The 26,117-nt window shown below is 70.1% G+C and carries 21 protein-coding genes; 10 read left to right on the forward strand and 11 right to left on the reverse strand.

Going from position 1 to position 26,117, the window contains the following annotated elements; all coding sequences use genetic code 11:
• Window positions 1-148: 148 nt before the first annotated feature.
• A complete protein-coding gene (locus JIX55_RS21260) occupies window positions 149-1,150 on the forward strand; it encodes a DNA-3-methyladenine glycosylase family protein (protein ID WP_257564884.1) in 1,002 nt (333 codons plus the stop codon).
• Between the two features lie 176 nt (window positions 1,151-1,326).
• Here JIX55_RS21260 and JIX55_RS21265 read toward each other — a convergent pair whose 3' ends face one another.
• A complete protein-coding gene (locus JIX55_RS21265; RefSeq protein WP_257564885.1) occupies window positions 1,327-2,409 on the reverse strand; it encodes a nucleotidyltransferase family protein in 1,083 nt (360 codons plus the stop codon).
• 256 nt (window positions 2,410-2,665) lie between these two features.
• A complete protein-coding gene (locus tag JIX55_RS21270; protein ID WP_257569418.1) occupies window positions 2,666-4,126 on the reverse strand; it encodes a peptidoglycan recognition protein family protein in 1,461 nt (486 codons plus the stop codon).
• Window positions 4,127-4,247: 121 nt separating this feature from the next.
• Between JIX55_RS21270 and JIX55_RS21275 the strand changes: the two genes are divergently transcribed.
• The 4 genes from JIX55_RS21275 to JIX55_RS21290 all read left to right on the forward strand — a co-directional run bounded on the left by JIX55_RS21275 (window position 4,248) and on the right by JIX55_RS21290 (window position 10,406).
• Complete coding sequence (locus JIX55_RS21275; protein WP_257564886.1) at window positions 4,248-5,003, forward strand: TIGR03089 family protein; 756 nt, start codon at window positions 4,248-4,250, stop codon at window positions 5,001-5,003.
• A gap of 218 nt (window positions 5,004-5,221) precedes the next feature.
• Complete coding sequence (locus tag JIX55_RS21280; protein WP_257564887.1) at window positions 5,222-6,418, forward strand: LCP family protein; 1,197 nt, start codon at window positions 5,222-5,224, stop codon at window positions 6,416-6,418.
• A gap of 245 nt (window positions 6,419-6,663) precedes the next feature.
• Window positions 6,664-8,418 carry an LCP family protein gene (locus JIX55_RS21285; protein ID WP_257564888.1) on the forward strand — a complete coding sequence of 585 codons (1,755 nt, stop codon included), beginning with the start codon at window positions 6,664-6,666 and terminating at the stop codon, window positions 8,416-8,418.
• A gap of 320 nt (window positions 8,419-8,738) precedes the next feature.
• Window positions 8,739-10,406, forward strand: coding sequence for an LCP family protein (locus tag JIX55_RS21290; protein WP_257564889.1), 1,668 nt, complete (start codon window positions 8,739-8,741; stop codon window positions 10,404-10,406).
• A gap of 67 nt (window positions 10,407-10,473) precedes the next feature.
• Here JIX55_RS21290 and JIX55_RS21295 read toward each other — a convergent pair whose 3' ends face one another.
• Complete coding sequence (locus tag JIX55_RS21295; RefSeq protein ID WP_257564890.1) at window positions 10,474-11,502, reverse strand: glycosyltransferase family 2 protein; 1,029 nt, start codon at window positions 11,500-11,502, stop codon at window positions 10,474-10,476.
• 135 nt (window positions 11,503-11,637) lie between these two features.
• On the opposite strand from JIX55_RS21295, the gene JIX55_RS21300 reads away from it, so the two are divergent.
• Together JIX55_RS21300 and JIX55_RS21305 are read left to right on the forward strand one after the other, a co-directional pair.
• On the forward strand, window positions 11,638-13,080 hold the full coding sequence (locus JIX55_RS21300; RefSeq protein WP_443046486.1) for an LCP family protein: 1,443 nt from the start codon (window positions 11,638-11,640) through the stop codon (window positions 13,078-13,080).
• 225 nt (window positions 13,081-13,305) lie between these two features.
• Window positions 13,306-14,592: an LCP family protein gene (locus JIX55_RS21305; protein ID WP_257564891.1), complete on the forward strand. Its 1,287-nt coding sequence runs from the start codon at window positions 13,306-13,308 to the stop codon at window positions 14,590-14,592.
• Window positions 14,593-14,663: 71 nt separating this feature from the next.
• Here JIX55_RS21305 and JIX55_RS21310 read toward each other — a convergent pair whose 3' ends face one another.
• Window positions 14,664-15,032 carry a four-helix bundle copper-binding protein gene (locus JIX55_RS21310; protein ID WP_257564892.1) on the reverse strand — a complete coding sequence of 123 codons (369 nt, stop codon included), beginning with the start codon at window positions 15,030-15,032 and terminating at the stop codon, window positions 14,664-14,666.
• A gap of 174 nt (window positions 15,033-15,206) precedes the next feature.
• Window positions 15,207-16,364 (reverse strand): acyl-CoA dehydrogenase, encoded by a 1,158-nt coding sequence (locus JIX55_RS21315; protein WP_257564893.1) that lies wholly within the window; start codon window positions 16,362-16,364, stop codon window positions 15,207-15,209.
• 207 nt (window positions 16,365-16,571) lie between these two features.
• On the opposite strand from JIX55_RS21315, the gene JIX55_RS21320 reads away from it, so the two are divergent.
• A complete protein-coding gene (locus JIX55_RS21320; RefSeq protein ID WP_257564894.1) occupies window positions 16,572-17,915 on the forward strand; it encodes a UDP-glucose dehydrogenase family protein in 1,344 nt (447 codons plus the stop codon).
• A gap of 488 nt (window positions 17,916-18,403) precedes the next feature.
• Here the strand turns inward: JIX55_RS21320 and JIX55_RS21325 are convergent, their stop codons facing one another.
• Entirely contained in the window at window positions 18,404-18,916 is a 513-nt protein-coding gene (locus JIX55_RS21325; protein WP_257564895.1) for a CGNR zinc finger domain-containing protein, read from the reverse strand.
• A gap of 171 nt (window positions 18,917-19,087) precedes the next feature.
• Here JIX55_RS21325 and JIX55_RS21330 point away from each other — a divergent pair, with 171 nt between their 5' ends.
• Complete coding sequence (locus tag JIX55_RS21330; protein WP_257564896.1) at window positions 19,088-19,450, forward strand: VOC family protein; 363 nt, start codon at window positions 19,088-19,090, stop codon at window positions 19,448-19,450.
• A 36-nt stretch (window positions 19,451-19,486) separates the two neighbouring features.
• On the opposite strand, the gene JIX55_RS21335 is transcribed toward JIX55_RS21330, so the two are convergent.
• The 4 genes from JIX55_RS21335 to JIX55_RS21350 form a co-directional block, all read right to left on the reverse strand.
• On the reverse strand, window positions 19,487-20,746 hold the full coding sequence (locus tag JIX55_RS21335) for a dipeptidase (RefSeq protein WP_257564897.1): 1,260 nt from the start codon (window positions 20,744-20,746) through the stop codon (window positions 19,487-19,489).
• 150 nt (window positions 20,747-20,896) lie between these two features.
• Complete coding sequence (locus tag JIX55_RS21340) at window positions 20,897-22,084, reverse strand: dipeptidase (RefSeq protein ID WP_257569420.1); 1,188 nt, start codon at window positions 22,082-22,084, stop codon at window positions 20,897-20,899.
• 35 nt (window positions 22,085-22,119) lie between these two features.
• Window positions 22,120-22,644 carry a 5-(carboxyamino)imidazole ribonucleotide mutase gene (gene purE / locus JIX55_RS21345; protein ID WP_257564898.1) on the reverse strand — a complete coding sequence of 175 codons (525 nt, stop codon included), beginning with the start codon at window positions 22,642-22,644 and terminating at the stop codon, window positions 22,120-22,122.
• Window positions 22,641-23,780 carry a 5-(carboxyamino)imidazole ribonucleotide synthase gene (locus JIX55_RS21350; RefSeq protein ID WP_257564899.1) on the reverse strand — a complete coding sequence of 380 codons (1,140 nt, stop codon included), beginning with the start codon at window positions 23,778-23,780 and terminating at the stop codon, window positions 22,641-22,643. Before JIX55_RS21350 ends, purE begins: the two co-directional genes overlap by 4 nt.
• 250 nt (window positions 23,781-24,030) lie before the next feature.
• Between JIX55_RS21350 and JIX55_RS21355 the strand changes: the two genes are divergently transcribed.
• Window positions 24,031-24,591, forward strand: coding sequence for a GtrA family protein (locus JIX55_RS21355; RefSeq protein WP_257564900.1), 561 nt, complete (start codon window positions 24,031-24,033; stop codon window positions 24,589-24,591).
• A gap of 56 nt (window positions 24,592-24,647) precedes the next feature.
• Here JIX55_RS21355 and JIX55_RS21360 read toward each other — a convergent pair whose 3' ends face one another.
• Window positions 24,648-25,919 (reverse strand): ATP-binding protein, encoded by a 1,272-nt coding sequence (locus JIX55_RS21360; protein WP_257564901.1) that lies wholly within the window; start codon window positions 25,917-25,919, stop codon window positions 24,648-24,650.
• Window positions 25,920-26,117 lie beyond the last annotated feature (198 nt).

Below are 26,117 nucleotides of genomic sequence, written 5' to 3' on the forward strand. Positions count from 1 at the left end.
TGCGGGTGGGGTGTGGTTGCTCGCGCAGTTCCCCGCGCCCCCAAAAAGCGTCGCGGGCCCCTAGGCTCATAAGGCACCGCTCTCTCAAGGCGCCCCTCTCTCAAGGCAGCGGTCTCATGGAGCACCGCATCACTTTCCAGGACTCATCGTGGCCGGACGTTTTGTTCAGCGGCCCACCCGTACGACTGTGCGGGGTGGGCATGTTGGCGTGCCCGGTGGGGTGCCTCGGCAGGTGGGGGCGGCTGGGGTCAGGCGTACGTGGGTGCCGGAGGGGGCGCTCGATCTGGGGCTGGTTCTGGGGCCGCTTCGGCGGGGGCCCGGGGATCCCACGTTTCGGGCCACGCCGGACGGGTCCGTGTGGCGGGCCAGTCGTACGCCGGTGGGGGCCGGGACTCTGCGGGTCGCGATGCGGGGTGGGGTCGCCGAGGCGGAAGCCTGGGGGCCCGGGGGTGAGTGGCTGCTCGATCGGGTGCCTTCGATGCTCGGGTCCTTGGACGAGCCTGAGATCTTCGCGCCTCGGCATCGGGTCGTGGCGATGGCCTGGCGGCGGCGGCCGGGGTTGCGGCTGACGCGGACCGGGCTGGTGCTGGAGTCGTTGATTCCGTCGGTGCTGGAGCAGAAGGTCACAACGGACGAGGCGTACCGGGCGTGGCGGTTGCTCGTACGCAAGTACGGGGAGCCGGCGCCGGGGGCCGTTCCGCCGGGGATGTTCGTGATGCCCACGGCTCGGGAGTGGGCGCTGATTCCGTCCTGGGAGTGGCATCGGGCAGGGGTCGACAACAAGCGGGCGTCGACGATTCTGCGGGCGGTCCGGGTGGCGGGGCGGCTGGAGGAGGCCGTGAGGTTGTCGCCGGGTGATGCACGGGCGCGGTTGGAGTTGGTGGCGGGGATCGGGCCGTGGACCTCGGCGGAGACTGTGCAGCGGAGTCATGGGGCGGCGGACGCGGTGACCGTGGGGGATCTGCATCTGCCGGGGATCGTGGGGTTCGCGTTGGCGGGGGATCGGGACGCGGATGATGCCGTGATGTTGTCGTTGTTGGAGCCGTATGCGGGGCAGCGGCATCGGGCGGCTCGGTTGATCTTGTTGTCGGGGCGGGTTCCGGCGCGGCGGGCGCCGAAGATGCCCCGGGGGGACATCGGGCGGTTGTAGGTCGTCCCCGCCGCCCCTGCCCGGCCCATCCCCCAGGGGCTGCGCCCCTTCGACCCCCGGCCGCGGGTCCGGTGGGGGCTGGTCGCGCAGTTCCCCGCGCCCCTGAAAAAGCAGGGGCTGCGCCCCGTGCTTTTTCACCGGCCCGCACTTTCAGGGGGCGGGGAACGCGCCCGGCGTTACTCGTCCGACGAGAAGCGGAGCGCCCCCGTGGGGATTTGGGCGTCGCACCAGACTCGGACGCCGGTGCGGAGTTCGTTGTCGGCGCCGATGATGGCGCCGTCGCCGACGACGGTGCCGGTGAGGATGGAGCGTTCGCCGACGCGGGCTCGGGCGCCTATGAGGGAGTCGGTGATGACGGCTCCGGGTTCGACCACCGCGCCTGCCAGGACCGTGCTGCCGAAGACCCTCGCGCCCTCGCCGACGAACGCGCCCTCGCCCACGACCGTGCCGCCGGTCAGCTTGGCGTCGCCCGCTACTCGGGCGGTGGGGAGGATGAGACGGTCGCCGCAGCGGCCGGGGACGGCGGGGGACGGGGCCCGGCCCAGGACCAGGTCCGCCGAGCCGCGGACGAAGGCCGCGGGGGTGCCCAGATCCAGCCAGTACGTCGAGTCCACCATGCCCTGCAAATGGGCGCCCGCGGCGAGGAGGTCCGGGAACGTCTCTCGTTCCACCGAGACCGGGCGGCCCGCCGGGATCGTGTCGATGACCGAGCGGCGGAAGACGTACGCCCCCGCGTTGATCTGGTCGGTGACGATCTCCTCGGGGGTTTGGGGCTTCTCCAGGAAGGCCAGGACGCGGCCCGTCTCGTCGGTGGGGACGAGGCCGTAGGCGCGCGGGTCGGTCACCTGGGTCAGGTGGAGGGAGACGTCCGCGCCGGTCGTCTCGTGGGTGGCGACCAGGCGGCGGATGTCCAGGCCGGTGAGGATGTCGCCGTTGAAGACGAGGACGGGGTCCTCGGGGCCGGAGTGGAGGTACGAGGCGGCGTTGCGGATCGCGCCGCCCGTGCCCAGGGGCTCCTCCTCCGTGACGTATTCGAGGTGGAGGCCGAGGGCGGAGCCGTCACCGAAGTGGGGTTCGAAGACCTCGGCGAGATAGGAGGTGGCGAGGACTATGTGGTCGACTCCCGCCGCCTTGGCTCTCGCCAACTGGTGCGTGAGGAAAGGGACTCCGGCCGCCGGGACCATGGGCTTGGGAGTGTGCACCGTGAGCGGACGCAGCCGGGTACCTCTGCCGCCGACCAGGAGGATCGCTTCTGTCACCTGTCGTCTCTGCTTCCTGCCGGGACCGGCCGAACTGTCATTCGACCGGCCAGTGTATGCAGACCGTTCCATGGCGCCTTCGTGGCCGTGCGGATCTCCGTCGACGGGCGAAGAGGCACGTCGACGGGGTTGTCCGGCGAGGGCACGCTGGGCGTGCCCTCGGCCTGTGCTGCGTTCTGGCGGTGACCTCCGGCCGGTCACTGGTTTCTGGCCGGGGTGCTCGGACCCCGGTTCCCCCCATCACCCTGTCGCCGCGCTATCGGCCCTGATAGCGGGCGGCCGCCGTGCGTGCCGCGCCGAGCTTTCCGTAAAGGCGCCCCCCCGGGCACTCGGTCGCGAACCCGTCCCGGTGGCCGGAGATCACGTTCAGTCGCACCTTCTTACCTTTTCGGTAGAGATTGCCACCACCCGAAGTGAGGTATGTCTTGCCTTTTGGGTTCGCCCCGTAAAGACCAAGTTTCCAGGCGGTTAGTTGCGCGATCGCCTTGACCGACGCAGCGGGCGGCTTGGTGGCGCCGAAACTGCCGAGGACCGCGATGCCCATGCTGTTGGTGTTGAAACCGAGGGTGTGAGCACCCATGACGGCCTTCGCGACACCACCCGCGCGGCCTTCGTAGATGTTTCCGCACTTGTCGACGAGGAAGTTGTAGCCGATGTCGCGCCAGCCACTGCTCACCACGTGGTAGCGGTAGATACTGCGGATGACGGAAGGCGCCTGCGCACATCGGTAGTTGTTGCCCGATGCCGTGTGGTGCACGAAGGCCGCGCTGACCCGGTTGGTGTAGAGGAAGTCGCGCTCGCGCAGCTGCTCGTCGGCGCCCCAGCCGCGCCGCGTGACGATACGCGGACGCGGGCCGATGTACGGCTTCGCCCCCGGCACCAGGTTCGCCAGCCGCTCCTCCGTCTCCTCGCGCGACAGCGCCGGGATCGTGGTGGCGCCGAGCGGCGCGAGGTCGGCGTTGACGGCGGAGGAGGCGGCCGATTCGGCGGTCAGCACGCCCAGCCGCGGGGTGTCCACGGGGGTGCCGACGGGCGGGGGTTCGGCCCCAGCCCAGGTCGCCGTCCCGACTGCCGGTCCCGCCGCGCCCTCCGGGGCGTCGGAACCGGGGTCGACCAGCTCCAGACGTAGGCCGTCCGGGAGCATCTGGACGCCGGGAGCGGCCGTACGGCCCGGGGTCTCGGCGCGTACGCGCACCTCGACGCCGTCGGAGTCGCCCACCCACAGGGGGGCGGTGGAACCGCGCACCCGGCCCGAGGCGCGTTCGGCGGTGTCGGGGTCGGCGGCGTGCTCGTGGTTGTGCGTCTCGACGTCCTGCCAGTCGGACCAGCGGGCGGTGCCCTTCGCGCGCGTACGGACCTGGACGCGGCCCTGGAGTTCGGCGTCCGGGTCGTCCCAGACGACGCCGACCAGCGAGAACGACCGTACGTCCCGCTTTCCGAGGCCTTGTTCGGCGGCGGCCGGGCCGAGGTGACGGTTCGATCCGCGCGGATCGAGGGGGAGCGACTGGGTGCTGCCGGACGCGGACGCGAGCGCGAGCGGGCCGGTGGGGGCCGGGGTCCGCGCCGGGGTCAGGGCTGCTGTGGAGGACGAGTCCGTCGGGGTCGCCGCGGAGGCCGTCGCCGGGAGTGCCGCCGGGAGGGCGAGTGCCGCCGCGCAGGTGACGCCGATCGAGGACGCGAGGAATCGAGATCTACGCATGCGTCCGATCCTGGACATAGTCATACATATCTGTCCATCGCGGAATTGACGGACCGTCGACTGCGCTCCGCCGAACCGGTGGTGCTTCCGGTCCGGCAGGAGACCCGCGCGCGGCCCGGCCCCGCGTACGCTTACGCGGGTGAACGCCATCGACCGCACCCCTGCCGACCTGCTGCGATCCGCGCTCGCCGCGGATCCCGCGCGCCCCCTGGTGACCTTCTACGACGACGCCACGGGCGAGCGGGTCGAATTGTCCGTCGCCACCTTCGCCAATTGGGTGGCCAAGACCGCGAACCTTCTTCAGGGCGAGTTGTCCGCGGAGCCGGGGGACCGGGTCGCGCTGCTGCTCCCGGCGCACTGGCAGACGGCGGTGTGGCTGTTGGCGTGTTCGTCGGTGGGAGTCGTCGCCGATGTCGCCGGGGATCCGGGGGCGGCCGACATCGTGGTGAGTGGGCCGGAGACGTTGGAGGCGGCTCGGGCGTGCTCCGGGGAGCGGGTCGCTCTCGCGTTGCGGCCGCTCGGGGGGCGGTTTCCGCAGGCCCCTTCGGGGTTCTCCGATTACGCCGTGGAGGTGCCGTCGCAGGGGGACCGGTTCATGGCCCATGCGCCGGTGGATCCCGATGAGGCCGCGTTGATCGTGGCCGGGCGGGAGTTCAGCGGGGCGGAGGTTGTCGAGCGGGCTCGGGCCGAAGCCTCCGGCCTGGGGCTGACCGGTCCGGGGTCTCGGTTGTTGTCGGGGTTGGCGTACGACACATGGGAGGGGGTGGCCGCGGGGTTGTACGGGCCGCTCGCCACCGGGGGGTCCGTGGTGCTGTGCCGTCACCTTGAGCAACTGGGTGAGGATGCGCTGGCCAAGCGGATCGAGAGTGAGCGGGTGACCGCGACCGCGCGGTGACACCGTGGGGGTGAGGTCCCGGGGCGGCTGCGGGTGAGTCGTGGTTGCTCGCGCCCACGCGGCGGAGCCGCACAGGTCACAGCCCCGCGCCCCTTCGGGCGCCCCGGCGCTCCCGGCCCCCTCCCCCATTCGGCCTAGCCCCGGCCGCCCCCACCCCCCTCCCGCGCCATCGTCGTAAGAGCAACGACTCGCTCGTACGCCGTGAGGGGTGGCCGGAAGTGGACGACGTCGGAGGGAAGGTGCGTGGGCTGGGGCCCGGTGCGGGCGGGTCGCCCACCGGGGTCGGGCTCGGGCGTCTGCGCCGGCGGCGATGGGTGCGGTGGGTGGCGGGTGGGGCGGTGCTGGTGGTCGTCGGGGCCCTGGGCGTGGGGTGGGCGGCGTATCGGAAGCTGGACGGGAACATCACGTCGGACCGGGCGGCGGCGGATGAGCTGGCGCGGTTCGAGGGAGAGCGGCCTACGGCGCTCGTGCGGGACGCGCAGAACATTCTCGTCATCGGGTCGGACTCGCGGTCGGGGGACGACAACGGCAAGTACGGACGGGATTCGGGGACCGAGCGGTCGGACACGACGATCCTGTTGCATCTGGCGGCGAATCGGCGGAGTGCGACCGCGGTGTCGCTGCCGCGGGATCTGATGGTGGATGTGCCGAGCTGCCGACGGGCGGACGGCAGCCGCACCGAGCCGGTGTTCACGATGTTCAACTACGCGTTCCAGAGCGGGGGTTCGGCCTGCACCATTCGGACGGTCGAGCGGATGACCGATATCCGGATCGACCACCACGTCGTCGTGGACTTCAGCGGGTTCAAAGAGATGGTCGACGCCGTGGACGGGGTCGAGGTCTGCCTCACCGAGCCCATTCACGACAAGCAGGCCAAGCTGCGGCTTCCCGCGGGGAAGGTGAAGCTCAACGGCGAGCAGGCGCTGGGGTATGTGCGGGCCCGTAAGTCGCTGGGGGACGGCAGCGACACCGAGCGGATGGACCGGCAGCAGCGGTTCCTCGCGGCGCTGGCGACAAAGGTGCGCGGCAATGACGTACTGCTGAATCCGGTGAAGCTGTATCCGGTGCTGGACGCGGCCACGTCGTCGCTCACCACGGACCCGGGACTGGCGAGTCTGCGCGGGCTCTACGACCTCGTACGCGGCATGCGCACGATTCCCATGGAAAAGGTGCAATTCCTGACTGTTCCCCGGAAGTCGTATGCGCACAACGCCAATCGCGACGAGCTCGTCGAGCCGGCGGCGCGGAAGCTTTTCGCGCGACTGCGCTCCGACGCCCCGGTGGCGGTGGCACGGGAACTGCCGGAGGGGATGCGGGAAGGGCATTCGGAAGAGCTTTCGGGAGGCCTCTCCAACGCCCCGGATCCGATGCCGACTTTCCGTGGCAGTACGGCCGCGGAGGAGGCCTGCGGGTGACCTCGAAGGGGTTCCGCAGGTAAAGCGCGTGTCAACAGAAGGAACAAATGCTCCGGGAAATGGGCAGATTGCCCAGTTGTAGGGACGTGCAATTTGTCACCGCCGTCGCTTGACGCCTGATCGGGCGGCTAGTGTGAGCGATCCGGTGCGCCAGGCCTTCTCGGTCACGCACCACTTGCATCGAGACCCGAGCGTCTTTTGAGGGGGAAGGCGCCGCGTGGCCCCGACGGAGGAATCAGACAACCGTGGACGCGCAAGGCCGTGGGCGGGCGGACGACATCGACCCCGCAGACCAGTGGGTACTCAACCCGAGCACCGGTGAATACGAACTGCGACTGACCCCTTCCGCACCGCAGTCGGGGGGTGTGCCGAGGCCACGCAGGGCCACACCCACGCCCGCTGCGACGGGGGCCAGATCGGCCGGCACGTCCGCGCGCTCGGCGTCGGCGGGCACGGACACCCGGGAGATCCCCGACACGCTGCCGGGGCCCCGGCGTCGGCGGGGCGTGCCCGAGGAGGACCCGCTGCCGGGCCGGCGCGGGGGCCGGGGAAGGACGAAGCCCAAGAAGTCGGTGGGCAAGCGGATCCTGGTGTGGACGGGCGGCACGCTGGCCTTCCTGCTGGTCGGCATAAGCGCCGCGGGCTACCTCTACTACCAGCACCTCAACAACAACATCAACAAGATCGCGGAGGACGGGGCGGGCACCGGCGGTTTCAGCAAGGACCGCGCGATCAACCTCCTGGTGATCGGCACGGACAAGCGGACCGGTGAGGGCAACGAGAAGTACGGCGACGCGGAGAGCGTCGGTCACGCGGACACCACGATCCTGCTGCACGTCTCCAAGGACCGGACGAACGCGACCGCGATGAGCATCCCCCGAGACATGATCGTGGACATCCCGGACTGCCTGACCACGCAGGAGGACGGCTCCAAGAAGAACATCAGGGGCGCGGACGACGTCCGGTTCAACACGAGCCTCGGCCAGGACGGCCGCACCCCCAGCTGCACGATGCGGACCGTCACCGAGCTGACCGGGATCACCCCCGACCACTTCATGGTGGCCGACTTCAACGCGGTGAAGACGCTCTCCACGGCCATCGGCGGTGTCGAGGTCTGCCTGGAGAAGGACATCAAGGACTCGAAGTCGAAGCTGAACCTCCCGGCGGGCAAGCACACCATCGAGGGCGAGCAGGCGCTGGCGTTCCTGCGCACCCGCTACAGCGTGGGCCTCGGCAGCGACCTGAGCCGGATCGAGCTGCAGCAGCAGTTCCTCAGCTCGATGATCCGCCAGATGAAGTCCGAGGACACGCTCACCGACCCGACGAAGGTGCTGAACCTCGCGGAGGCCGCCACCAGCGCGCTGAGCGTCGACTCCACGATCTCCGACATCAAGAAGCTGGCCTCGCTCGGCCAGGAGGTCGGCAAGGTCAAGACGAAGAACATCACCTTCACCACGGTGCCGGTGGTCGACAACACCGACGGCGCGACCGTGCTGCCCACGCCGGGCAAGGCGGAGCAGCTCTTCGAGACCATCAGGGACGACATCTCGCTCACCGAGGTGAAGAAGCAGGCCAAGGAGAAGGAGGCCGCGAAGCTCAAGGGCACGCGCGCCAAGGCCTCCGAGGTCCGGGTCAACGTCTACAACGGCGGCGCCGAGGCCGGCAGCGCACAGGCCACTCTCAACTGGCTGCAGAACGATGTCGGCGTGACCAAGTCGAGTCAGCTCGGCAACGCCGACAAGACGTTGTCGAAGACGACTCTCGCGTACGACCCCGACCAGGCCGACCAGGCACGCAAGCTGGCCGATCTGATGGGCCTGTCCGCATCGGCGCTGAAGCCCGGCGAGGGCAACAGCGAGGCCACCTCCCAGGGAGTGCCCGCGATGGTGCTGACCCTGGGCAAGGACTTCGAGGGCGCCGGGGTGTCGCTGAGCGGGTCGTCGGCGGCGGATCTGGACGTCCAGAAGAACACCGCGGACAAGGAAAAGTGCGCCAGTTGATGACCTGACGGGGTCATCGCGCGTCTGACAGGACGCGAGTGCGGTGAAAACCGGTCGGGCGCGAGGATGCGTCCGGCCGGTCGGTTCTGAATGTCATCGGTGGCCGGTGCCGCCGTACCGACCTGCGTCCGCGTCCGCGTACGGCGTCCGATGGGACGTACGCGAGCGGTGCCGGCGCGGGCGGTCGTGCGGCGATGTCATCCGACCGGAACTCATGACGCGTTCAACAGAACATGAGTACATCCGAGTCGGGGTCTCGACGGTCCAACAGGAGGCGGGGACGGCCCCGTCGGCACGGCAGGGTGGGGAGGGGCAGGGAGATGGTACGGAGCGACGTGCGCGGGGACGGGGGGCGGCCGCGTGTCGAGGAGCCCGGCGAACCGGACGGGGATCTGGAGCGGCCGGAGGAGTCGTCCGGCGAGGACGCGGACGTCAGAGTTCCCCAGCAGCGCGGGCGCGGTGCCCGGCGCGGAGGCGGGGGGCGGGGGCGCCCGAAGACCACCGGGAGGCCCCGGCGCAGACGGGCGCTGCGGTGGTCGGCGTCGGTGCTGGCGGTGGTGATACTCGGCACCGCGGGTGCCGGTTATCTCTACTACCAGCACCTCAACGGCAACATCAAGAAGGAGAAGCTGAATCTCGGCGACACGAAGATCGCCGAGCCGACCCCGAACGCGGCCGGTCAGACCCCGCTGAACATCCTGCTCATCGGTTCGGACGCGCGGGACACCGAGGAGAACCAGAAGCTCGGCGGCGCCAGGGAGACCTTCGGTGCCACCCCGCTCGCGGACGTGCAGATGCTGGTGCACCTCTCCGCCGACCGCACCAACATGTCGGTCGTCAGCATGCCCCGCGACACCCTGCTCGACATCCCCAAATGCACCGACCCCGACAGCGGCGAGGTGTACGAGGCGTCCAGCACGACGATGACCAACCAGTCGCTGGGGCGGGGCGGCCCCGGCTGCACGGTCGCCGCCTGGCAGGAGCTGACGGGCATCCACATCGACCACTTCATGATGGTCGACTTCGCCGGTGTGGTGTCGATGGCCGACGCGATCGGCGGTGTGCCGGTCTGTGTGACCGACAACATCGAGTCCAAGGACAGCCAGGGCCACGGCTCCGGGCTGAAGCTGGAGAAGGGCACCACGTACATCCAGGGCGAGCAGGCCCTGCAGTGGCTGCGCACCCGGTACGGCTTCGAGGACGGCAGCGACATAGCACGCGCCAAGGCGCAGCACATGTACATGAACTCGATGGTCCGCCAGCTGCGTGAGAACGCGACGATCACCAACCCGAACAAGCTGCGCAAGCTCGCCGAGGAGGCCACGGAGGCGCTCACCGTCGACGAGGGCCTCGGCACGGTGACCAAGCTGTACGACCTCAGCACGGAGCTGCGCAAGGTCGAGCCGGCCCGGATCACGATGACGACGATGCCGTACACGTACGTCGGTGCGCGCGTGGTGCCCAAGGAGGGCGACGCGGAGAAGCTGTTCCGGCTGGTCCGCGAGGACATCGCGCTGGACGGCAAGGACAAGAAGAAGACCACCACCGAGGACGAGACCTCCGACGATCCGGCGGCGGCCAAGGACGAGATCGGCGTGCTGGTGCAGAACGGCACCATGACCTCGTCGCTCGGCCCCGTCAGCGGCCGGGCCCACACGGTGTCCCAACTGCTCCTCGAGGACGGCTTCGCCAAGGCCTCGTCCGACACGACCACCGCGACCGTCGAGGACAAGACGGTCGTGCGCTACCCGAGCGCCGAACTGGAGGGCGACGCCCAGGCGGTCGCCGAGGCCCTCGGTATCCCGCTGAGCCAGGTGGAGAAGTCCACGAACGTCAGCGGGGTCACTCTGATCGTCGGCGCCGACTGGCGTGAGGGCAAGGCGTACGAGGTGGAGAAGGAGGACGACTCGACTCCGAAGTCGGCGGACGCCCTGAACGGCGCGAACAAGAAGGCCTGCATGGAGGTCAACCCGAACTTCACCTGGTAGTCGTCGCAGGACATACGCGTCGGGCCCCTCTCGATCACGAGAGGGGCCCGATCGCGTACGCGTGTGTTCAGCTCTCGGTCAGCACCGCCGGGCGCCGGGACGCGATGACCTGCTTCGCCAGGGACCTGGGGCTGGTCAGGAAGCCGAAGCCCCAGGACATGTGCATGGTGGCGAGGGCCACGGGGATCTGGAGGCGGGCCTTGAGGGCCAGGCCCCTGCCCGCCGGGATGGAGCCCGCGACGATCGCAGCGAGATAGCCGCCGGGGACGAGGTAGCCCAGCGGGGTCAGCAGAGCGCCCACCAGGATGCCGGCCGCGATCGCGATGACGGCGGTCGGCGGGGCGAGGTAACGCAGGTTGATGGAGCCCTCGTGGTAGCGGGCGACGACGTGGCGCCAGCGGCCGTAGTCCTTGTACTGCTTGGCGAGCGCCTTCACGCTGGGCCGCGGCCGGTACGACACCTTCAGCTCGGGCGAGAACCAGATGAGGCCGCCCGCCTCGCGGATCCGGAAGTTCAGTTCCCAGTCCTGGGCGCGTATGAACTCCACGTTGTAGCCGCCCTGCTGCTCCAGCGCCTCGCGCCGGAAGACGCCCAGGTAGACCGTCTCGGCCGGACCGGCCTGCCCGCCCGTGTGGAAGGCGGCGTTGCCGACGCCGATCTTCGAGGTCATGGCGGCGGCGACCGCGTGCTCCCAGTCGTTCTCGCCCTCGGCGTGCATGAGCCCGCCGACGTTCTGCGCGCCGGTCTCCTCCAGGAGCCGTACCGCGGTGGCGATGTAGTTCGGCGAGAGCATGCCGTGCCCGTCGACGCGCACGACGATCGGATGGCGGGAGGCCTTGATCGCGGCGTTGAGCGCGGCCGGCGTACGACCGGTGGGGTTCGGGACGGTGTGAACGCGCGGGTCTTCCGCTACGAGCTCGGCGGCGATCTCGTCCGTGCGGTCCGTGGACGGACCGATGGCGATCACGACCTCCATCTCGCCGGCGTACTCCTGCGCGAGGATCGCTTGGACGGCTCCGCGCAGATGCCGCTCCTCATTGAGGACGGGCATGATCACAGACACGGCGGGGAGCTGCACGTCGGGCTTGGCGTTCATAGGGGCCACACGTTACCGCGAACGGGGGACACCGACGCGCGCCGCCCGGCCGCCGGGACGGGGCACGGATCATGGGGCCCTACGGTGCTCACGGATCCCTGACTTCCCCTGACCGGTCTAGCGGAGGTGTCCACCGTGTCCACGCCGCCCCGCCGCCCAGCCCGCCCGCAGCAGCCCCGGCCCCCCGTACAGCCCCAGCGGCTGAGCTGGGCCATGCGGGCGGTGACCACGCTTTCGGTGGTGGTGCTGGCCGCCGCGGGCATCGGGCACGCGGTGGTGACCCGTCTGGACGGTGAGATCGCCCGGGTCGACGCCTTCAAGGACATGAAGAACCGCCCCGAGGCGGGCCACGGCATGAACATCCTGTTGGTCGGCACCGACGGCCGCGACCGGATCAGCGAGGAGGAGCGGCTGAAGTACCGGCTGGGCGGCGCCCCTTGCCACTGCACGGACACGATGATGATCGTGCACATCTCGGAGGACGGGGAGCGCGCGAGCATCGTGAGCCTGCCGCGCGACTCGTACGCCGAGACGCCCGAGCACACCGACCGCACCACCGGGAAGACGCACCCCGCCCACCCGATCAAGCTGAACGCGGCCTACGCGGAGGGCGGTCCGCAGCTCACCGTGCGCACGGTCGAGCACATGACCAAGGTGAAGATCGACCACTATGTCGAGGTCGACTTCACCAGCTTCATGCGGACCGTCGACGTCCTCGGCGGCGTCAAGATCTGCACCGCCCGCCCCCTCAAGGACGCGTACACCGGCCTCGACCTCGCCGCCGGCACACACGAGCTGGACGGCGGCCAGGCCCTCCAGTACGTCCGCTCCCGGCACGCAGACGGCTCCTCCGACCTCGGCCGGATGAAGCGCCAGCAGCGGTTCATGGCGTCCCTGATGTCGCAGGCCACCTCCTCCGGCGTCCTGCTCAACCCGATGAAGTTCCGCGACATCACGCAGGCCGTCATCGGTTCCGTCCGCGCCGACAAGGAGTTCGGCACCGGCGAGCTGATCAACCTCGGGCGCGCGATGCGGAACCTCACACCCGCCTCGTCAGAGTTCACCACCGTCCCCATCGGACGCATGGGGTACGCCGTGGAGGGCATCGGCTCGACCCTGAAGTGGGACGACGCCAAATCCGCCCGCCTCTTCAAGGCCCTCCGCGACGACCGCCCCCTCGCCCCCTACAAGGCCCGCGGCACATACGTCCTCGTCGACGTGGCCCCCCAGCAGATCCGCGTCCAGGTCGAGAACGGCACGGCCGTCCCCGGCCTCGGCAAGAAGGTGGACCGCGAGCTGGCCGCCACCGGATTCCGCACCACCAAGGCCCCCGTGAACTCCCAGCAGCGCGACGTCCAGCGCACCGTCGTCGTCTACGACCCCCGCTGGGACCGCTCGGCGAAGTCCCTGGCCACCGCCCTCCCCGGCTCGGAGCTCCGCCCGGTCCGCGCCCAGGGCCCGACCCTGAAGGTCGTCGCCGGCACGGACTTCAAGAAGGTCCGCAAGGTTCGCGCCGAGGACCCCCAGCAGGGCGAGTTCGGCGTGGTGACGGGCGACCAGGTGGCGTGCGCCCGGTAGGACAGGTGGCGTGCACCGTAGGACAGGTGGTGTGCACCCGTAGGACAGGTGGTGTGCACCCGTAGGGCAGGTGGCGTGCACCGGTAGGGCAGGTGGCATGCACCCCGTAAAAGACGCACCAGCTCTCCCACACGCGTGCGATTTGTGTCAGCTTGGCAACAGCCCTGCCTTTGTTTTTCATCGACCCTTGTAAACGCCACAGCTGGACCCTGCACACTGGACCGCATGAACGATTGGCCCGAGGGATGGTCCGGCAACAACCGCGGCGGCGGGTACGGACACGGCAGCGCGAGCGCACAGCCCGACGGGGCGCGTGTGATGCGCCAGGTCCGTCGCGGCCCGTCGGCACCCCCTCAGGGAGGTGTGCCCCAGCAGCCGTCGTACGGCGATCAGTACGGTGACGGCTACGGCAACGGACCCGACCAGTACGGCGGCGGGTACGACAGCGACTACAACACCGGCCAGGTGTACGGCTCCGGCGGTCCGGGCGGTCCCGCCGACCACGGCGGCCGGGGTGACCGGCCGGCGCCGAACTGGCGGCGTCGTATCAAGGTGACGGCTATCACGGCCACCGTGGTGCTGCTCGCGACGACGATCGGCACGTACTTCTGGGCCGACTCCAAGCTGAACCGCGAGGTCGACCTGTCGAAGGTCATCGAGCGGCCGGAGGCGGGCGAGGGCACCAACTACCTGATCGTCGGCTCCGACAGCCGCGAGGGCCTGTCCGACGAGCAGAAGAAGGAGCTCCACACCGGGTCCGCCGACGGCAAGCGCACGGACTCGATGATGATCCTGCACACCGGTTCGAACGGTCCGACGCTGATCTCGCTGCCCCGTGACTCGAACGTGGAGATACCGACGTTCGTCGGTTCCGAGTCCGGCAAGACCTTCCCGGGCACCGGCCGCCAGGTGAAGCTGAACGCGGCGTACGCGGAGGACGGCCCCGAGCTGCTGGTCCGCACCGTCGAGGCCAACACCGGCCTGCATATCGACCACTACGTGGAGATCGGCTTCGCGGGCTTCGCGAACATCGTCGACGCGGTCGGCGGGGTGGAGATCGAGATTCCCAAGGGCGGCATGAAGGACACCAAGTCCGGTGCCGACTTCGAGGCGGGCAAGCAGACCCTGAACGGCGAGCAGGCCCTCGCCTTCGTCCGGACCCGCTACGCCCTCGCGGGCAGCGACCTGGACCGTACGAAGAACCAGCAGAAGTTCCTCTCGGCCCTCGCCAGTCAGACGGCGACGCCGAGCACGGTGCTGAACCCGTTCAAGCTGTACCCGACGATGAGCTCGGGTCTGGACACCCTGATCGTCGACAAGGACATGGGCCTGTACGACCTGGCCGACATGTTCTGGGCGATGAAGGGCGTGACGGGCGGCGACGGCAAGTCGATGAACATACCGATCTCGGGCAACTCGGCCAACGGCAACCTCCAGTGGGACACCGCGAAGGTGAAGCAGCTGGTGGAGCAGTTGAAGAACGACGAGACGGTGACGGTGTCGAGCACCTGACCCGCACCACCTGGCCGAGGGGCATCCCGTGACGGGGTGCCCCTCAGTCGTACGCGGAGTCGTACGGCGGATCAGGCGGTCGCGCCCGCCATCGTCCGGCACGTCTCGGAGCAGCGGCGACACGCCTCCGCACAGCGCGTCATCTGCTGGTCGTCCGGCATGGTCATACACGCCTCGGCGCACATGTCACAGGCGCGGGCGCACATCGCGCACATCTCGGCGGACAGCGGCGAGCGGCGCATCATCATGTCCGCGCACATGCGGGTCATCTCGGCGCAGTCCATCAGCGCGCGCATGATCTGCATCCGGGCCTGGCCGCCGGCCTGCATGCAGGAGCTCATGGTCTCCTCGCACACGCTGTGGCACGTCATACAGGCGTTGACGCAGTCCTGCATCTCCTTGCTCATCGCGGGCATGCTTCCGGCCTGCTGCTGCGTCATGGCTCCTCCTGGGGGTGGTGGAAGCGGGGTCCGGGGCGGACCCCGTGCCCTTCCGTCCTACGCCTCCCCGCCCCCGTCCGCCATCGGGCGGACGGAAACAATCCGCCGTATACGTCCCGCACGACAACGGCCCCCGGCGGGGTGCCGGGGGCCGTGTCCGGGGCGCCGAAGGGTTTACGGCAGGTTGCGGGCCATGACGATGCGCTGCACTTGATTCGTGCCCTCATAAATCTGGGTGATCTTGGCGTCGCGCATCATGCGCTCGACCGGGTAGTCGCGGGTGTAGCCGTAGCCGCCGAGGAGCTGGACGGCGTCGGTGGTGACCTCCATGGCGACGTCGGAGGCGAAGCACTTGGCGGCGGCGCCCTGGAAGGTGAGGTCCTTGTCGCCGCGTTCGGACTTCGCCGCCGCCTGGTACGTCAGGGCGCGGGCGGCCTCGATCTTCATGGCCATGTCGGCGAGCATGAACTGGATGCCCTGGAAGTCGGCGATCGGCTTGCCGAACTGCTTGCGCTCCTGGACATAGCCCTTGGCGTAGTCGAGGGCGCCCTGGGCGACGCCGAGGGCCTGGGCGGCGATGGTGATGCGGGTGTGGTCCAGGGTCTGCATCGCCGTGGCGAAGCCGGTGCCCTCCTCGCCGATCATGCGGTCGGCAGGTATGCGGACGTTGTCGAGGTAGACCTCGCGGGTGGGGGAGCCCTTGATGCCGAGCTTCTTCTCCGGGGCGCCGAAGGAGACGCCCTCGTCGGACTTCTCGACGACGAAGGCGGAGATGCCCTTGGAGCGCTTGGTGGGGTCGGTGACCGCCATGACCGTGTAGTAGTCGGAGACGCCCGCGTTGGTGATCCAGCGCTTCACGCCGTTGAGGATGTAGTGGTCGCCGTCGCGGACCGCGCGGGTCTTCATGCCGGCCGCGTCGGAGCCGGCGTCCGGCTCGGAGAGGCAGTACGAGAACATCGCGTCGCCCTTGGCGAGCGGGCCCAGGTACTTCTTCTTCAGCTCCTCGGAGCCGGAGAGGATCACCGGGAGCGAGCCGAGCTTGTTGACGGCCGGGATGAGGGAGGAGGAGACGCAGGCGCGGGCCACCTCCTCGATCACGATGACCGTGGCGAGCGCGTCGGCGCCGCCGCCGCCGTACTCCTCGGGCACGTGCACGGCGTGCAGGTCGTTGGCGACCAGCGCGTCGAGCGCCTCCTGCGGGAAGCGGGCCTCCTCGTCAACGGCGGCCGCGTAGGGCGCGATCTTCGCCTCGGCGAGGGAACGGATCGCGTCGCGGAGCATGTCGTGCTCCTCGGACGGGCGGTACAGGTCGAAATCAGCCGATCCGGCCAAGGTCTCTCACGCTCCTGACGCTAACTACCGTTAAGTAACCCAATTTTAGAGGTCCGGCCACGCGAGTGATACGTGAGCTTGACGACAGGGAGAGGGCCAAGGAGAAAACTGCCCGGTGAAGGGCTCGAACACGCCCCGACTATGCTCAGGCAGCGCACTTGTCGTGCACTCGCAGCGCACCCACGGCCGAACATCCCAGGAGCACCCATGGCCCTCAAGATCACCGTGATCGGCACCGGCTATCTCGGCGCGACGCACGCCGCGGCCATGGCCGAGCTGGGGTTCGAGGTGCTCGGACTCGATGTCGTCGAAGAGAAGATCGACATGCTCCGGCGGGGCGAGGTCCCGATGTACGAGCCGGGCCTGGAGGAACTGCTGCGCAAGCATGTCGCCGGGATCGAGGGGTCCAGCGGGCGGCTGCGCTTCACGACCGACTACGCCGAGGTCGCGGCCTTCGGCGACATCCACTTCGTCTGTGTGAACACCCCGCAGCGGCATGGCGAGTACGCCAGCGACATGTCGTACGTCGACGCGGCCTTCGCCTCGCTCGCCCCGCACCTGACGGGCCCGGCCCTCGTCGTCGGCAAGTCGACCGTGCCCGTGGGGTCCGCCGACCGGCTGGCCACCTATCTCGCCGAGCACGCGCCCGCCGGGGCGGACGCCGAGCTGGCCTGGAACCCGGAGTTCCTGCGCGAGGGCTTCGCCGTGAACGACACGCTGCACCCCGACCGGATCGTGGTGGGCGTGCGCAGCGAGAAGGCCGAGAAGCTGCTGCGGGAGGTGTACGCGACGCCGGTCGGCGAGGGCTCGCCCTTCATCGTCACCGACTTCCCGACCGCCGAGCTGGTGAAGACCTCCGCGAACTCCTTCCTCGCCACCAAGATCTCCTTCATCAACGCCATGGCCGAGATGTGCGAGGCCGCCGGGGGCGATGTCGCCATGCTGGCGGAGGCCATCGGACACGACGACCGGATCGGCAAGAAGTTCCTGCGGGCCGGCATCGGCTTCGGCGGTGGCTGCCTGCCGAAGGACATCCGGGCGTTCATGGCGCGCGCCGGTGAGCTGGGCGCCGACCAGGCGCTGACCTTCCTGCGCGAGATCGACTCCATCAACATGCGCCAGCGCGGGCAGATGGTGGAGCTGGCGCGGCAGGCACTGGGCGGCGGCCCCTTCCTGGGCAAGCGGGTCGCCGTGCTCGGCGCCACCTTCAAGCCGGACTCCGACGACGTACGCGACTCCCCCGCCCTCAACGTGGCCGGACAGATCCATCTCCAGGGCGGCCAGGTCACCGTCTACGACCCCAAGGGCATGAACAACGCCCGGCGGCTCTTCCCGACGCTCGCGTACGCCGACACCGCGCTCGACGCCGTACGGGGCGCCGACATCGTGCTGCACCTGACCGAGTGGCGCGAGTTCCGCGAGCTGGACCCGGCGGCGCTGGGCGAGGTGGCGTCGACGCGGCTCGTGCTGGACGGGCGCAACGCGCTGGACCCGGAGCTGTGGCGGCGGGCGGGCTGGAAGTACCGGGCGATGGGGCGCCCGACCGCCTGACACGGGGTCCCGCGACAGCGGCGCCGATCGATAAAAGGCCTGCGTCCAAAGGGCAGTTGACCCTCGCGCATTCGCATTCAATTCGAGCATTGTGAAGGAATCGACGTCCCTTCTGCTCGCCTTCTTCACGATCGCATTACGCGGGATGCGGTCGATGTCGACCGTTCTCACGGGAGGGCACCCCCGGAAGGGAGGTGGTCAACAAACGGTCAACAGATGTGCATTCACAGGGAATCCGCTCGCCATTCCCCTGGTCCGTATTCGCTGATCCGCATTCACGGACCGGATCGACCGGCCGGATTGATGTCGCGGGAGCGCTCGTCGGACACCGCTGCGACGAGGGTGGGCGCCGGTCCGGCCGAGGCTCAGTCGGCCGGACCGGCGCCCACCCCCATTCTCCACATCCTCCGCACACCCGGGGAACCGCTTTCCAAGGAGATCCGGGATGACAACCGTCACCCCTGGCCACCGCTCTCCCGCCCCCGGAGTCAGGTCCGTTCAGGCTTCGCCCGGTACCGGCGCATCTTCACGCGCGCCCCGCAGACCGACATCGAGCACCAGCGGCGGCGGCCGGCCGGGCTGCGGTCGTAGTACGCCCAGTGGCACTCGGGCAGCTCGCATGCCTTGAGGCGGAGCCAGGTACCGGCGGTCAGCGCGTGCGCGACGGCGGCCGCCACGCGGGAGAGCAGCGGGCCCTCGTCGGCGGGGGCGAGGCTCGCCGAGCCGTCCCGCTCGTCGACGGCGACGTACAGCGGCGCCCGCGCCAGCAGCTCCCCCAGCGGTGTCACGGCGCGGTGCGGCGGATGGCCCGCGTGCGCCAGGCACACGGCGCGCAGCGACTCGCGCAACTCGCGTACCTCCGCCAGCTCCGCCTCCGCGATACCGAAGGGGGCCCGGCCCTCGGCGGTGTCGAGGGCGTCGGCGCCCGACTCCAGATCGAGGGTGTTCACCAGGGCCTCCACCAGGGCGAGGCCATCGGGTGCGGGCGCGCTCTCACTCATGGCAGCGACGGTACCTCCGTTTTCCGCTTGCGACGTTACCCCCTATGCGGCAGCATGCAGTAACGGTTACTGGTTACCCGCCTTGTTGGGGTAACCCGGGTGAGTGACCCATGGCGTGATGTGACCCGGGTGGGTAACCCGTGGAGTGCCACCGATTTCAAGGAGGAAGTCATGGCTGTCGCCAAGCTGGGCGTCGTCGTCCTGGACTGTCCCGATCCGCGCGCGCTCGCCGGTTTCTACGCCGGCGTGCTGGGGGGAACCGTCGAGGACGACGACGGGGACTGGGTGGACCTGAAGGTGCCGGGCGGGCAGTCGCTGGCGTTCCAGGCCGCCGAGGGGTACGTACCGCCGAAGTGGCCCGCGCCCGACGCCTCGCAGCAGTTCCATCTGGACCTGACCGTGGAGGACCTGGACGCGGCAGAGAAGGACGTGCTCGCGCTCGGGGCGCGGCCGCTGGACGCCGAGGACCACTCGCGGAGCTGGCGGGTCTACGCCGACCCCGCCGGGCACCCGTTCTGCCTCTGCGCCGGCTGACTCCGCGCCTGCCGAGGCGCCCGGCGGCCCCTCGGTCTACCCGTCCAGCTCCGTTATCCTCGCCGTCGACGCCTCCCGGCGGTCCTGGGTCGCCCGCGCCGTGAAGTCGGCGCTGCGCAGGACGCGTTGGACGTTGCCCCAGGTGAGGAGGGCGAGGTCGTCCGCCGACCAGCCCCGGCGTATCAGCTCGGCGACGAGGTGGGGGTAGCAGGAGGCGTCGGGGAGGTTGGCGGGGTGGGCGACGCCCGAGTCGTAGGTGCCGGCCAGGCCGACACACGCGGGGCCGGCGACCGCGCGGACGTGGTCGAGGTGGTCGGCCACGTCGCGGATGGACGGGCCGGTCTGCTCGGCGGTCAGCGGCACCATGCACAGCCCCTGGGCCTCACCCAGCTCGGCGAGGAGGTCGTCCGGGAGGTTGGCGGGGTGGGGACGCAGGGCGCGGGCCGCCGAGCGGGTGCACAGGACCGGGGCGCGGGAGACCGCGACGGTCCGGCGGACGGTCGCCTCGGAGGCTCCGGAGACGTCGGCGAGGACACCGATGCGGTTCATCTCACGGACCACCTCCTCGCCGAACCTGGTCAGCCCGGCCTCGCCCGCCCAGGACACACCGGCGAGGGTGAGGATCTTCAGGCCCAGGGCGTGCAGGGCGCGCAGGGTGCCCAGGGAGTCGTCGAGGGCGGGGGCTCCGGCGGGGCCGAGCAGGATGGCGACGCGGCCACAGTTGCGGGCGTCGGTGGTCTGCCCCGCGCCGTACACGAGCCGCAGGCTCTCGGGGTGGGACTGGACGACCGTCCGGACGAGGTCCAGCTGCTCCAGGGTGGCGCCCACCGCCCGGTCGCCCGTCATGCCCTCCGGCAGGTGCAGCGACCAGAACAGCGCGCCGATGTGTCCCTTGCGCATCCTCGGCACATCGGTGTCCACGCCGCCCTCGCCCAGTTCCAGGTCGTACCAGGGCAGATGGCGCAGCACCCACGGCAGCCCGCTGTAGCCGTCGGCGACGGGGTGCGCGACCAGGAAGGTGTGCGCCTGCGCCAGCTCATCGGGGGGCTCGGCGACCCCGGGCTCGGCGGTGGCGGGCGCGGTCGTCCCTGCTTCGGGCTGCTTGGCGGTTCCGGCCTCGGGGTGTGCGGCGGTCCCGGGCTCGGCCGTCCACGTCGTCCAGTCGCCCGGTGTCATGGGCTCCGCGCCCGGTGGCCGATCGCCCGGTTCCGGCTTCCGCTTCGGACCGGTGGTGAGCGGGGAGCCGAGTCCCCCCGCCTCCCCCGCCGCTTGCAGTTCCTCCTGCAGATCTGCCATGGCGGACCTCCCTAGCCGTTGGGTGATCGCAGTACTGGTCACCGTGGCACGGGGGCCGCCCGCCTTCCTGGTGGGTGGGGCGTTCGGGTTGTACGGCCGGCGCGAGGGCCGCCGTGCACCATCCGGGTGACGCCCGGGTGGCGCACGGTGTCACCCGTCCAGCTGCTCCAGCGTCGCGTTCGACGGGCCCGTACGGCTCTGGAGGTCCCGGGCCACGTCCTCCGCCGCGCCCAGGACCCGTACCGCGTTCTGCCAGGTCAGCTTGGCCAGGTCGGTCCGGGACCAGCCGCGGTCGAGGAGCTCGGCGATCAGGTTCGGGTAGCCGGAGACGTCGTCCAGGCCGTCCGGGGTGAACGCGGTGCCGTCGTAGTCGCCTCCGATTCCCAGGTGGTCGATGCCGGCGACCTCGCGCATGTGGTCGAGGTGGTCCGCGACCGTGGACGCCGTGGCGGTCGGGCGCGGGTTCCGCTCCTCGAAGGCGCGGTGGACCGCCATCCCCTCGGGGGTGGTGTCGAGGTGGTGCATGCCGTGGGCGCGCATGTTCTCGTCGGCGGCGGCCGTCCAGTCGACGGCGGCCTGGAGCACGAACTTCGGCACGAACGTCACCATCGCCACGCCTCCGTTGGCCGGCAGGCGCTCCAGGACGTCGTCCGGGATGTTGCGGGGGTGGTCGCAGACGGCCCGCGACGAGGAGTGGGAGAAGATCACCGGGGCCACGGACGTGTCGAGTGCGTCGCGCATCGTCGTCGCGGCCACGTGCGAGAGATCGACGAGCATGCCCTCGCGGTTCATCTCCCGGACGACCGCGCGGCCGAAGGCCGACAGGCCGCCGACCGCCGGGGCGTCGGTCGCGGAGTCCGCCCAGGCGATGTTGTCGTTGTGGGTGAGCGTCATGTAGCGGACGCCGAGCGCGTACAACGCCCGCAGGGTGGCGAGGGAGTTGTCGATGGAGTGGCCGCCCTCGGCGCCCATCAGGGAGGCGACGCGACCCTCGGCGCGGCCCGCCTCCATGTCGGCGGCGGTCAGCGCGGCCCGCAGCTCGGCCGGGTAACGGGCGATCAACTGCCGTACGCAGTCGATCTGTTCGAGCGTCGCGGGCACGGCCCCCGGGCGAGCTGCGGCATGTGAGGGTACATACACCGACCAGTACTGCGCCCCGACTCCGCCCGCGCGCAGCCGCGCCAGGTCGGTGTGCAGATAGGCGCTCTGGTCGGTGGCGATGTCCCGCGCGTCCAGGTCGTAACGGACCTGCTCGCGCAGCGCCCAGGGCAGGTCGTTGTGCCCGTCCGCGACCGGGAACTCCCGCAGCAGTTCCCGGGCTACTTCCAGCGATGCCATACCCATGTCCCCCGTCATCCCGTCATCCGTTACGTCTACTTCCCGAAGCCGAAGCCGTTGCCGGCTCCCTCGACCTTGGTGCGCAGGCGCTTGCCCTTCTCGGCGGCCTGGTCGTTCAGCTCCTGCTGGAACTCCCGCATACGCCCGAGAAGTTCCTCGTCCTGCGTGGCCAGGATGCGCGCGGCCAGCAGACCGGCGTTGCGGGCCCCGGCGACGGAGACGGTCGCGACGGGCACACCGGCCGGCATCTGCACGATCGAGAGCAGGCTGTCCATGCCGTCCAGGTACTTCAGCGGCACGGGAACACCGATGACAGGGAGGGGGGTGACGGAGGCGAGCATGCCCGGCAGGTGCGCGGCACCGCCCGCGCCCGCGATGATCACCTTGATCCCCCGGTCCGCGGCCTCCTCGCCGTACGCGATCATCTCGCGCGGCATCCGGTGCGCCGAGACGACGTCGACCTCGTACTCGATCTCGAACTCGTCGAGGGCCTGCGCGGCTGCCTCCATGACGGGCCAGTCGGAGTCCGACCCCATGACAATGCCTACGACCGGGCTCATTCGGTGATCGTGCCTCTCAGGTAACCGGCAGCGTGACGGGCGCGCTCCAGCACGTCGTCGAGGTCGTCGCCGTAGGTGTTGACGTGGCCGACCTTGCGGCCGGGCTTCACGTCCTTGCCGTACATGTGAATCTTGAGCTGGGGGTCCCGGGCCATGCAGTGCAGGTACGCGGAGTACATGTCCGGGTAGTCGCCGCCGAGGACGTTGACCATGACGGTCCACTTGGCGCGCGGGCGCGGGTCGCCGAGCGGCAGGTCGAGGACGGCTCGTACGTGGTTGGCGAACTGCGACGTGATCGCGCCGTCCTGGCTCCAGTGACCGGAGTTGTGGGGGCGCATGGCCAGTTCGTTGACGAGGATGCGACCGTCGCGGGTCTGGAAGAGCTCGACGGCGAGGTGGCCGACCACGTCCAGTTCCTTGGCGATGGTCAGGGCCAGTTCCTCGGCCTTGAGGGCGAGGGCCGGGTCGAGGTCGGGGGCGGGCGCGATGACGGTGTCACAGACGCCGTTCACCTGCTGCGACTCCACGACCGGGTACGCCACGGCCTGGCCGTGCGGCGACCGTACGACGTTGGCGGCCAGCTCCCGTACGAAGTCGACCTTCTCCTCCGCCAGGACCGGCACACCGGCGCGGAAGGGCTCGGCGGCGTCCTCCACCGACCGGACGACCCACACCCCCTTGCCGTCGTAGCCGCCCCGGACGGTCTTGAGGATGACCGGAAAGCCCTCACCCTCGGCGGCGAAAGCGGCCACGTCGTCGGGGTCCGCGACGATGCGGTGCCGGGGGCACGGCACACCGATCGCGTCGAGCTTCGCGCGCATCACCCCCTTGTCCTGGGCGTGCTGGAGCGCGTCCGGCCCCGGGCGGACGGGGACGCCGTCCGCCTCCAGGGCGCGTAGGTGCTCGGTGGGTACGTGTTCGTGATCGAAGGTGATCACGTCACAGCCCTGCGCGAACGCACGCAGCGTGTCGAGGTCGCGGTAGTCGCCGATGACGACATCACCGACGACCTGCGCCGCGGAATCCTGAGGGGTGTCACTGAGGAGCTTGAACCTGATGCCGAGCGGGATGCCCGCCTCGTGTGTCATACGAGCGAGCTGCCCCCCGCCGACCATGCCGACTACCGGGAACGTCACGCCCCCAGGGTATCGGCCACGGAATCGGCCACTCCCGGCCGCCCGATTTCCCCGCCCTTTTCCCCCTGGTCCACCCCTGTACCGCCGCTGTACCGCCGCTGTGAGCTTCTGCACAGGCATTGCCAAGAGGCGCTGGTTAGCATGGCTGAACCAGTGGTTTTCGACCGAAGATCAACTCATTTCGGACGGAACAGCAACCGGCTGACCACCGGCACCACACCGACCGGACCGAGTGACGGGGGCTGTACACATGGGAAGTACGACGTCGGGGCCTGATACGAAGCCCCGCGGCGCCCTGCGACGCCGGATCGACCTGCTCGTACGGGAGGTCGCCAAGTTCGGCGCGGTGGGCGGTGCGGGGCTGTTGGTGAACCTCGCCGTCTTCAACCTCGTGCGGCACACCACCGACCTCCAGGTCGTGCGGGCGAGCGTCATCGCCACGGTCGTCGCCATCGCCTTCAACTACGTCGGCTTCCGCTACTTCACGTACCGGGACCGTGACAAGAGCGGCCGTACGAAGGAGCTGTCGCTCTTCCTGCTGTTCAGCGCGGTCGGACTGGTGATCGAGAACGGCGTCCTCTACGTCGCCACCTACGGCTTCGGCTGGGACAGCCCCCTCCAGTCCAACATCTTCAAGTTCCTCGGCATCGGCGTCGCGACCCTCTTCCGCTTCTGGTCGTACCGCACATGGGTGTTCCGGGCCCTGCCGGCCCGTGAGGCGGTGGCCAGCGCGGAATCGTTCCTCGAAGCGAAAGCCGGCCACCCGTCGGCGCTGACCGGGGGTACGGTGAAGCGGTCCAAGGGCGCCTAGATCCAGACGCCCCGCGGCCACGCCACGGCGTCAGTGCCACGGCGCATCCGCGACGATCACCGAACCGGCCGGTCCTCTCCCCCGGACGGGGCCGTCACCGGCGTACGCGACAGGAACAGTCCGAACACCGGCGGCTGCGCCTGGAGCATCTCCAGCCGCCCGCCGTCGGCCTCCGCGAGGTCACGCGCCACGGCCAGCCCGATCCCCGTCGAGTTGCGCCCACTGATCGCCCGCTCGAAGATCCGCGCCCCGAGGTCGGTGGGAACGCCCGGCCCCTCGTCCGTGATCTCGATCACCGCCTGGTTCCCGGTCACGCGCGTACGCAACGCCACCGTGCCGCCCCCGTGCATGAGCGAGTTCTCGATCAGCGCGGCCAGCACCTGCGCGACAGCGCCGGGCGTACCCACGGCCTGCAGGTGCCGCTTGCCCGAGCTGACGATGGCCCGCCCGGCGCTGCGGTACGCCGGCCGCCACTCCTCCAGCTGCTGCTTGATGACCTCGTCGAGCTCGAAGGAGACGGCGGAGCCGTTGCGGGGGTCGCGGGAGTTGGTGAGGAGCCGCTCCACGACGTCCGTGAGGCGTTCGACCTGGGTGAGCGCGATGTGCGCCTCCTCCTTCACCGTGGCGAGGTCGTCGGTGAGGGTGATCTCCTCCAGCCGCATGGACAGCGCGGTCAGCGGCGTACGCAGCTGATGGGACGCGTCCGCCGCGAGGCGCCGCTCGGCGGTCAGCATCCGGCCGATGCGCTCGGCGGAGGCGTCCAGCACGTCCGCGACCCGGTCCAGCTCCGGGACGCCGTATCTCTTGTGGCGGGGACGCGGGTCGCCGGAGCCGAGCCGTTCGGCGGTCTCGGCGAGGTCCGTGAGGGGGGAGGCGAGGCGGTTGGCCTGGCGTACGGCGAGGAGGACGGCGGCGATGACGGCGAGCAGGGCGACCGCCGCGATGATCAGCAGCGTGCGGCCGACCTCGCGGCTGACCGCCGAGCGGGACTCCTCGACCGTGACGATCTCGTCCTTCTCGCCCTTGGCCTCGTGGCGGATGACGTCACCGACGGGCTTCTCGCCGATCTCGATCGCGGCCTGGCCGGGGATCTCGATGCGGGCGTAGCGCTCGTCGCCGACCTGGTCCCTGAGGACCTCCGCGGTGATGCGTTCGTCGCCGATGATCCGACTGTCCACGATGCTCGTCAGCTGGACCGCCTCGGACTCCACGCGTTCCTGGGCGCTGTTGCTGATCGTGCGGGTCTCGACGATGACGAGGGAGACGCCGAAGACCGCGATGACGACGAGGACGACGGCGAGGGTGGACTGGATGAGACGGCGACGCACGGTTGCCCTCCGGGCGGGCGGGGTGTTTTACGTGGACCAGTGTGCCCCCAGGTGTTCTGGCACCCGGGGTCAGGGCCGCCCCGTAAGGGGCGCGGGGCCGCGTCAACAGGCGGCTCCGCCGCGTGGGCGCGATCAGCCACGAACCACGCGCGGCCGCCCGGAGCGCGAACCCCCGAGCTACCAGGCACCCGCCCCGCG

This window comes from Streptomyces sp. DSM 40750 (genome assembly GCF_024612035.1).
GTDB lineage: Bacteria > Actinomycetota > Actinomycetes > Streptomycetales > Streptomycetaceae > Streptomyces.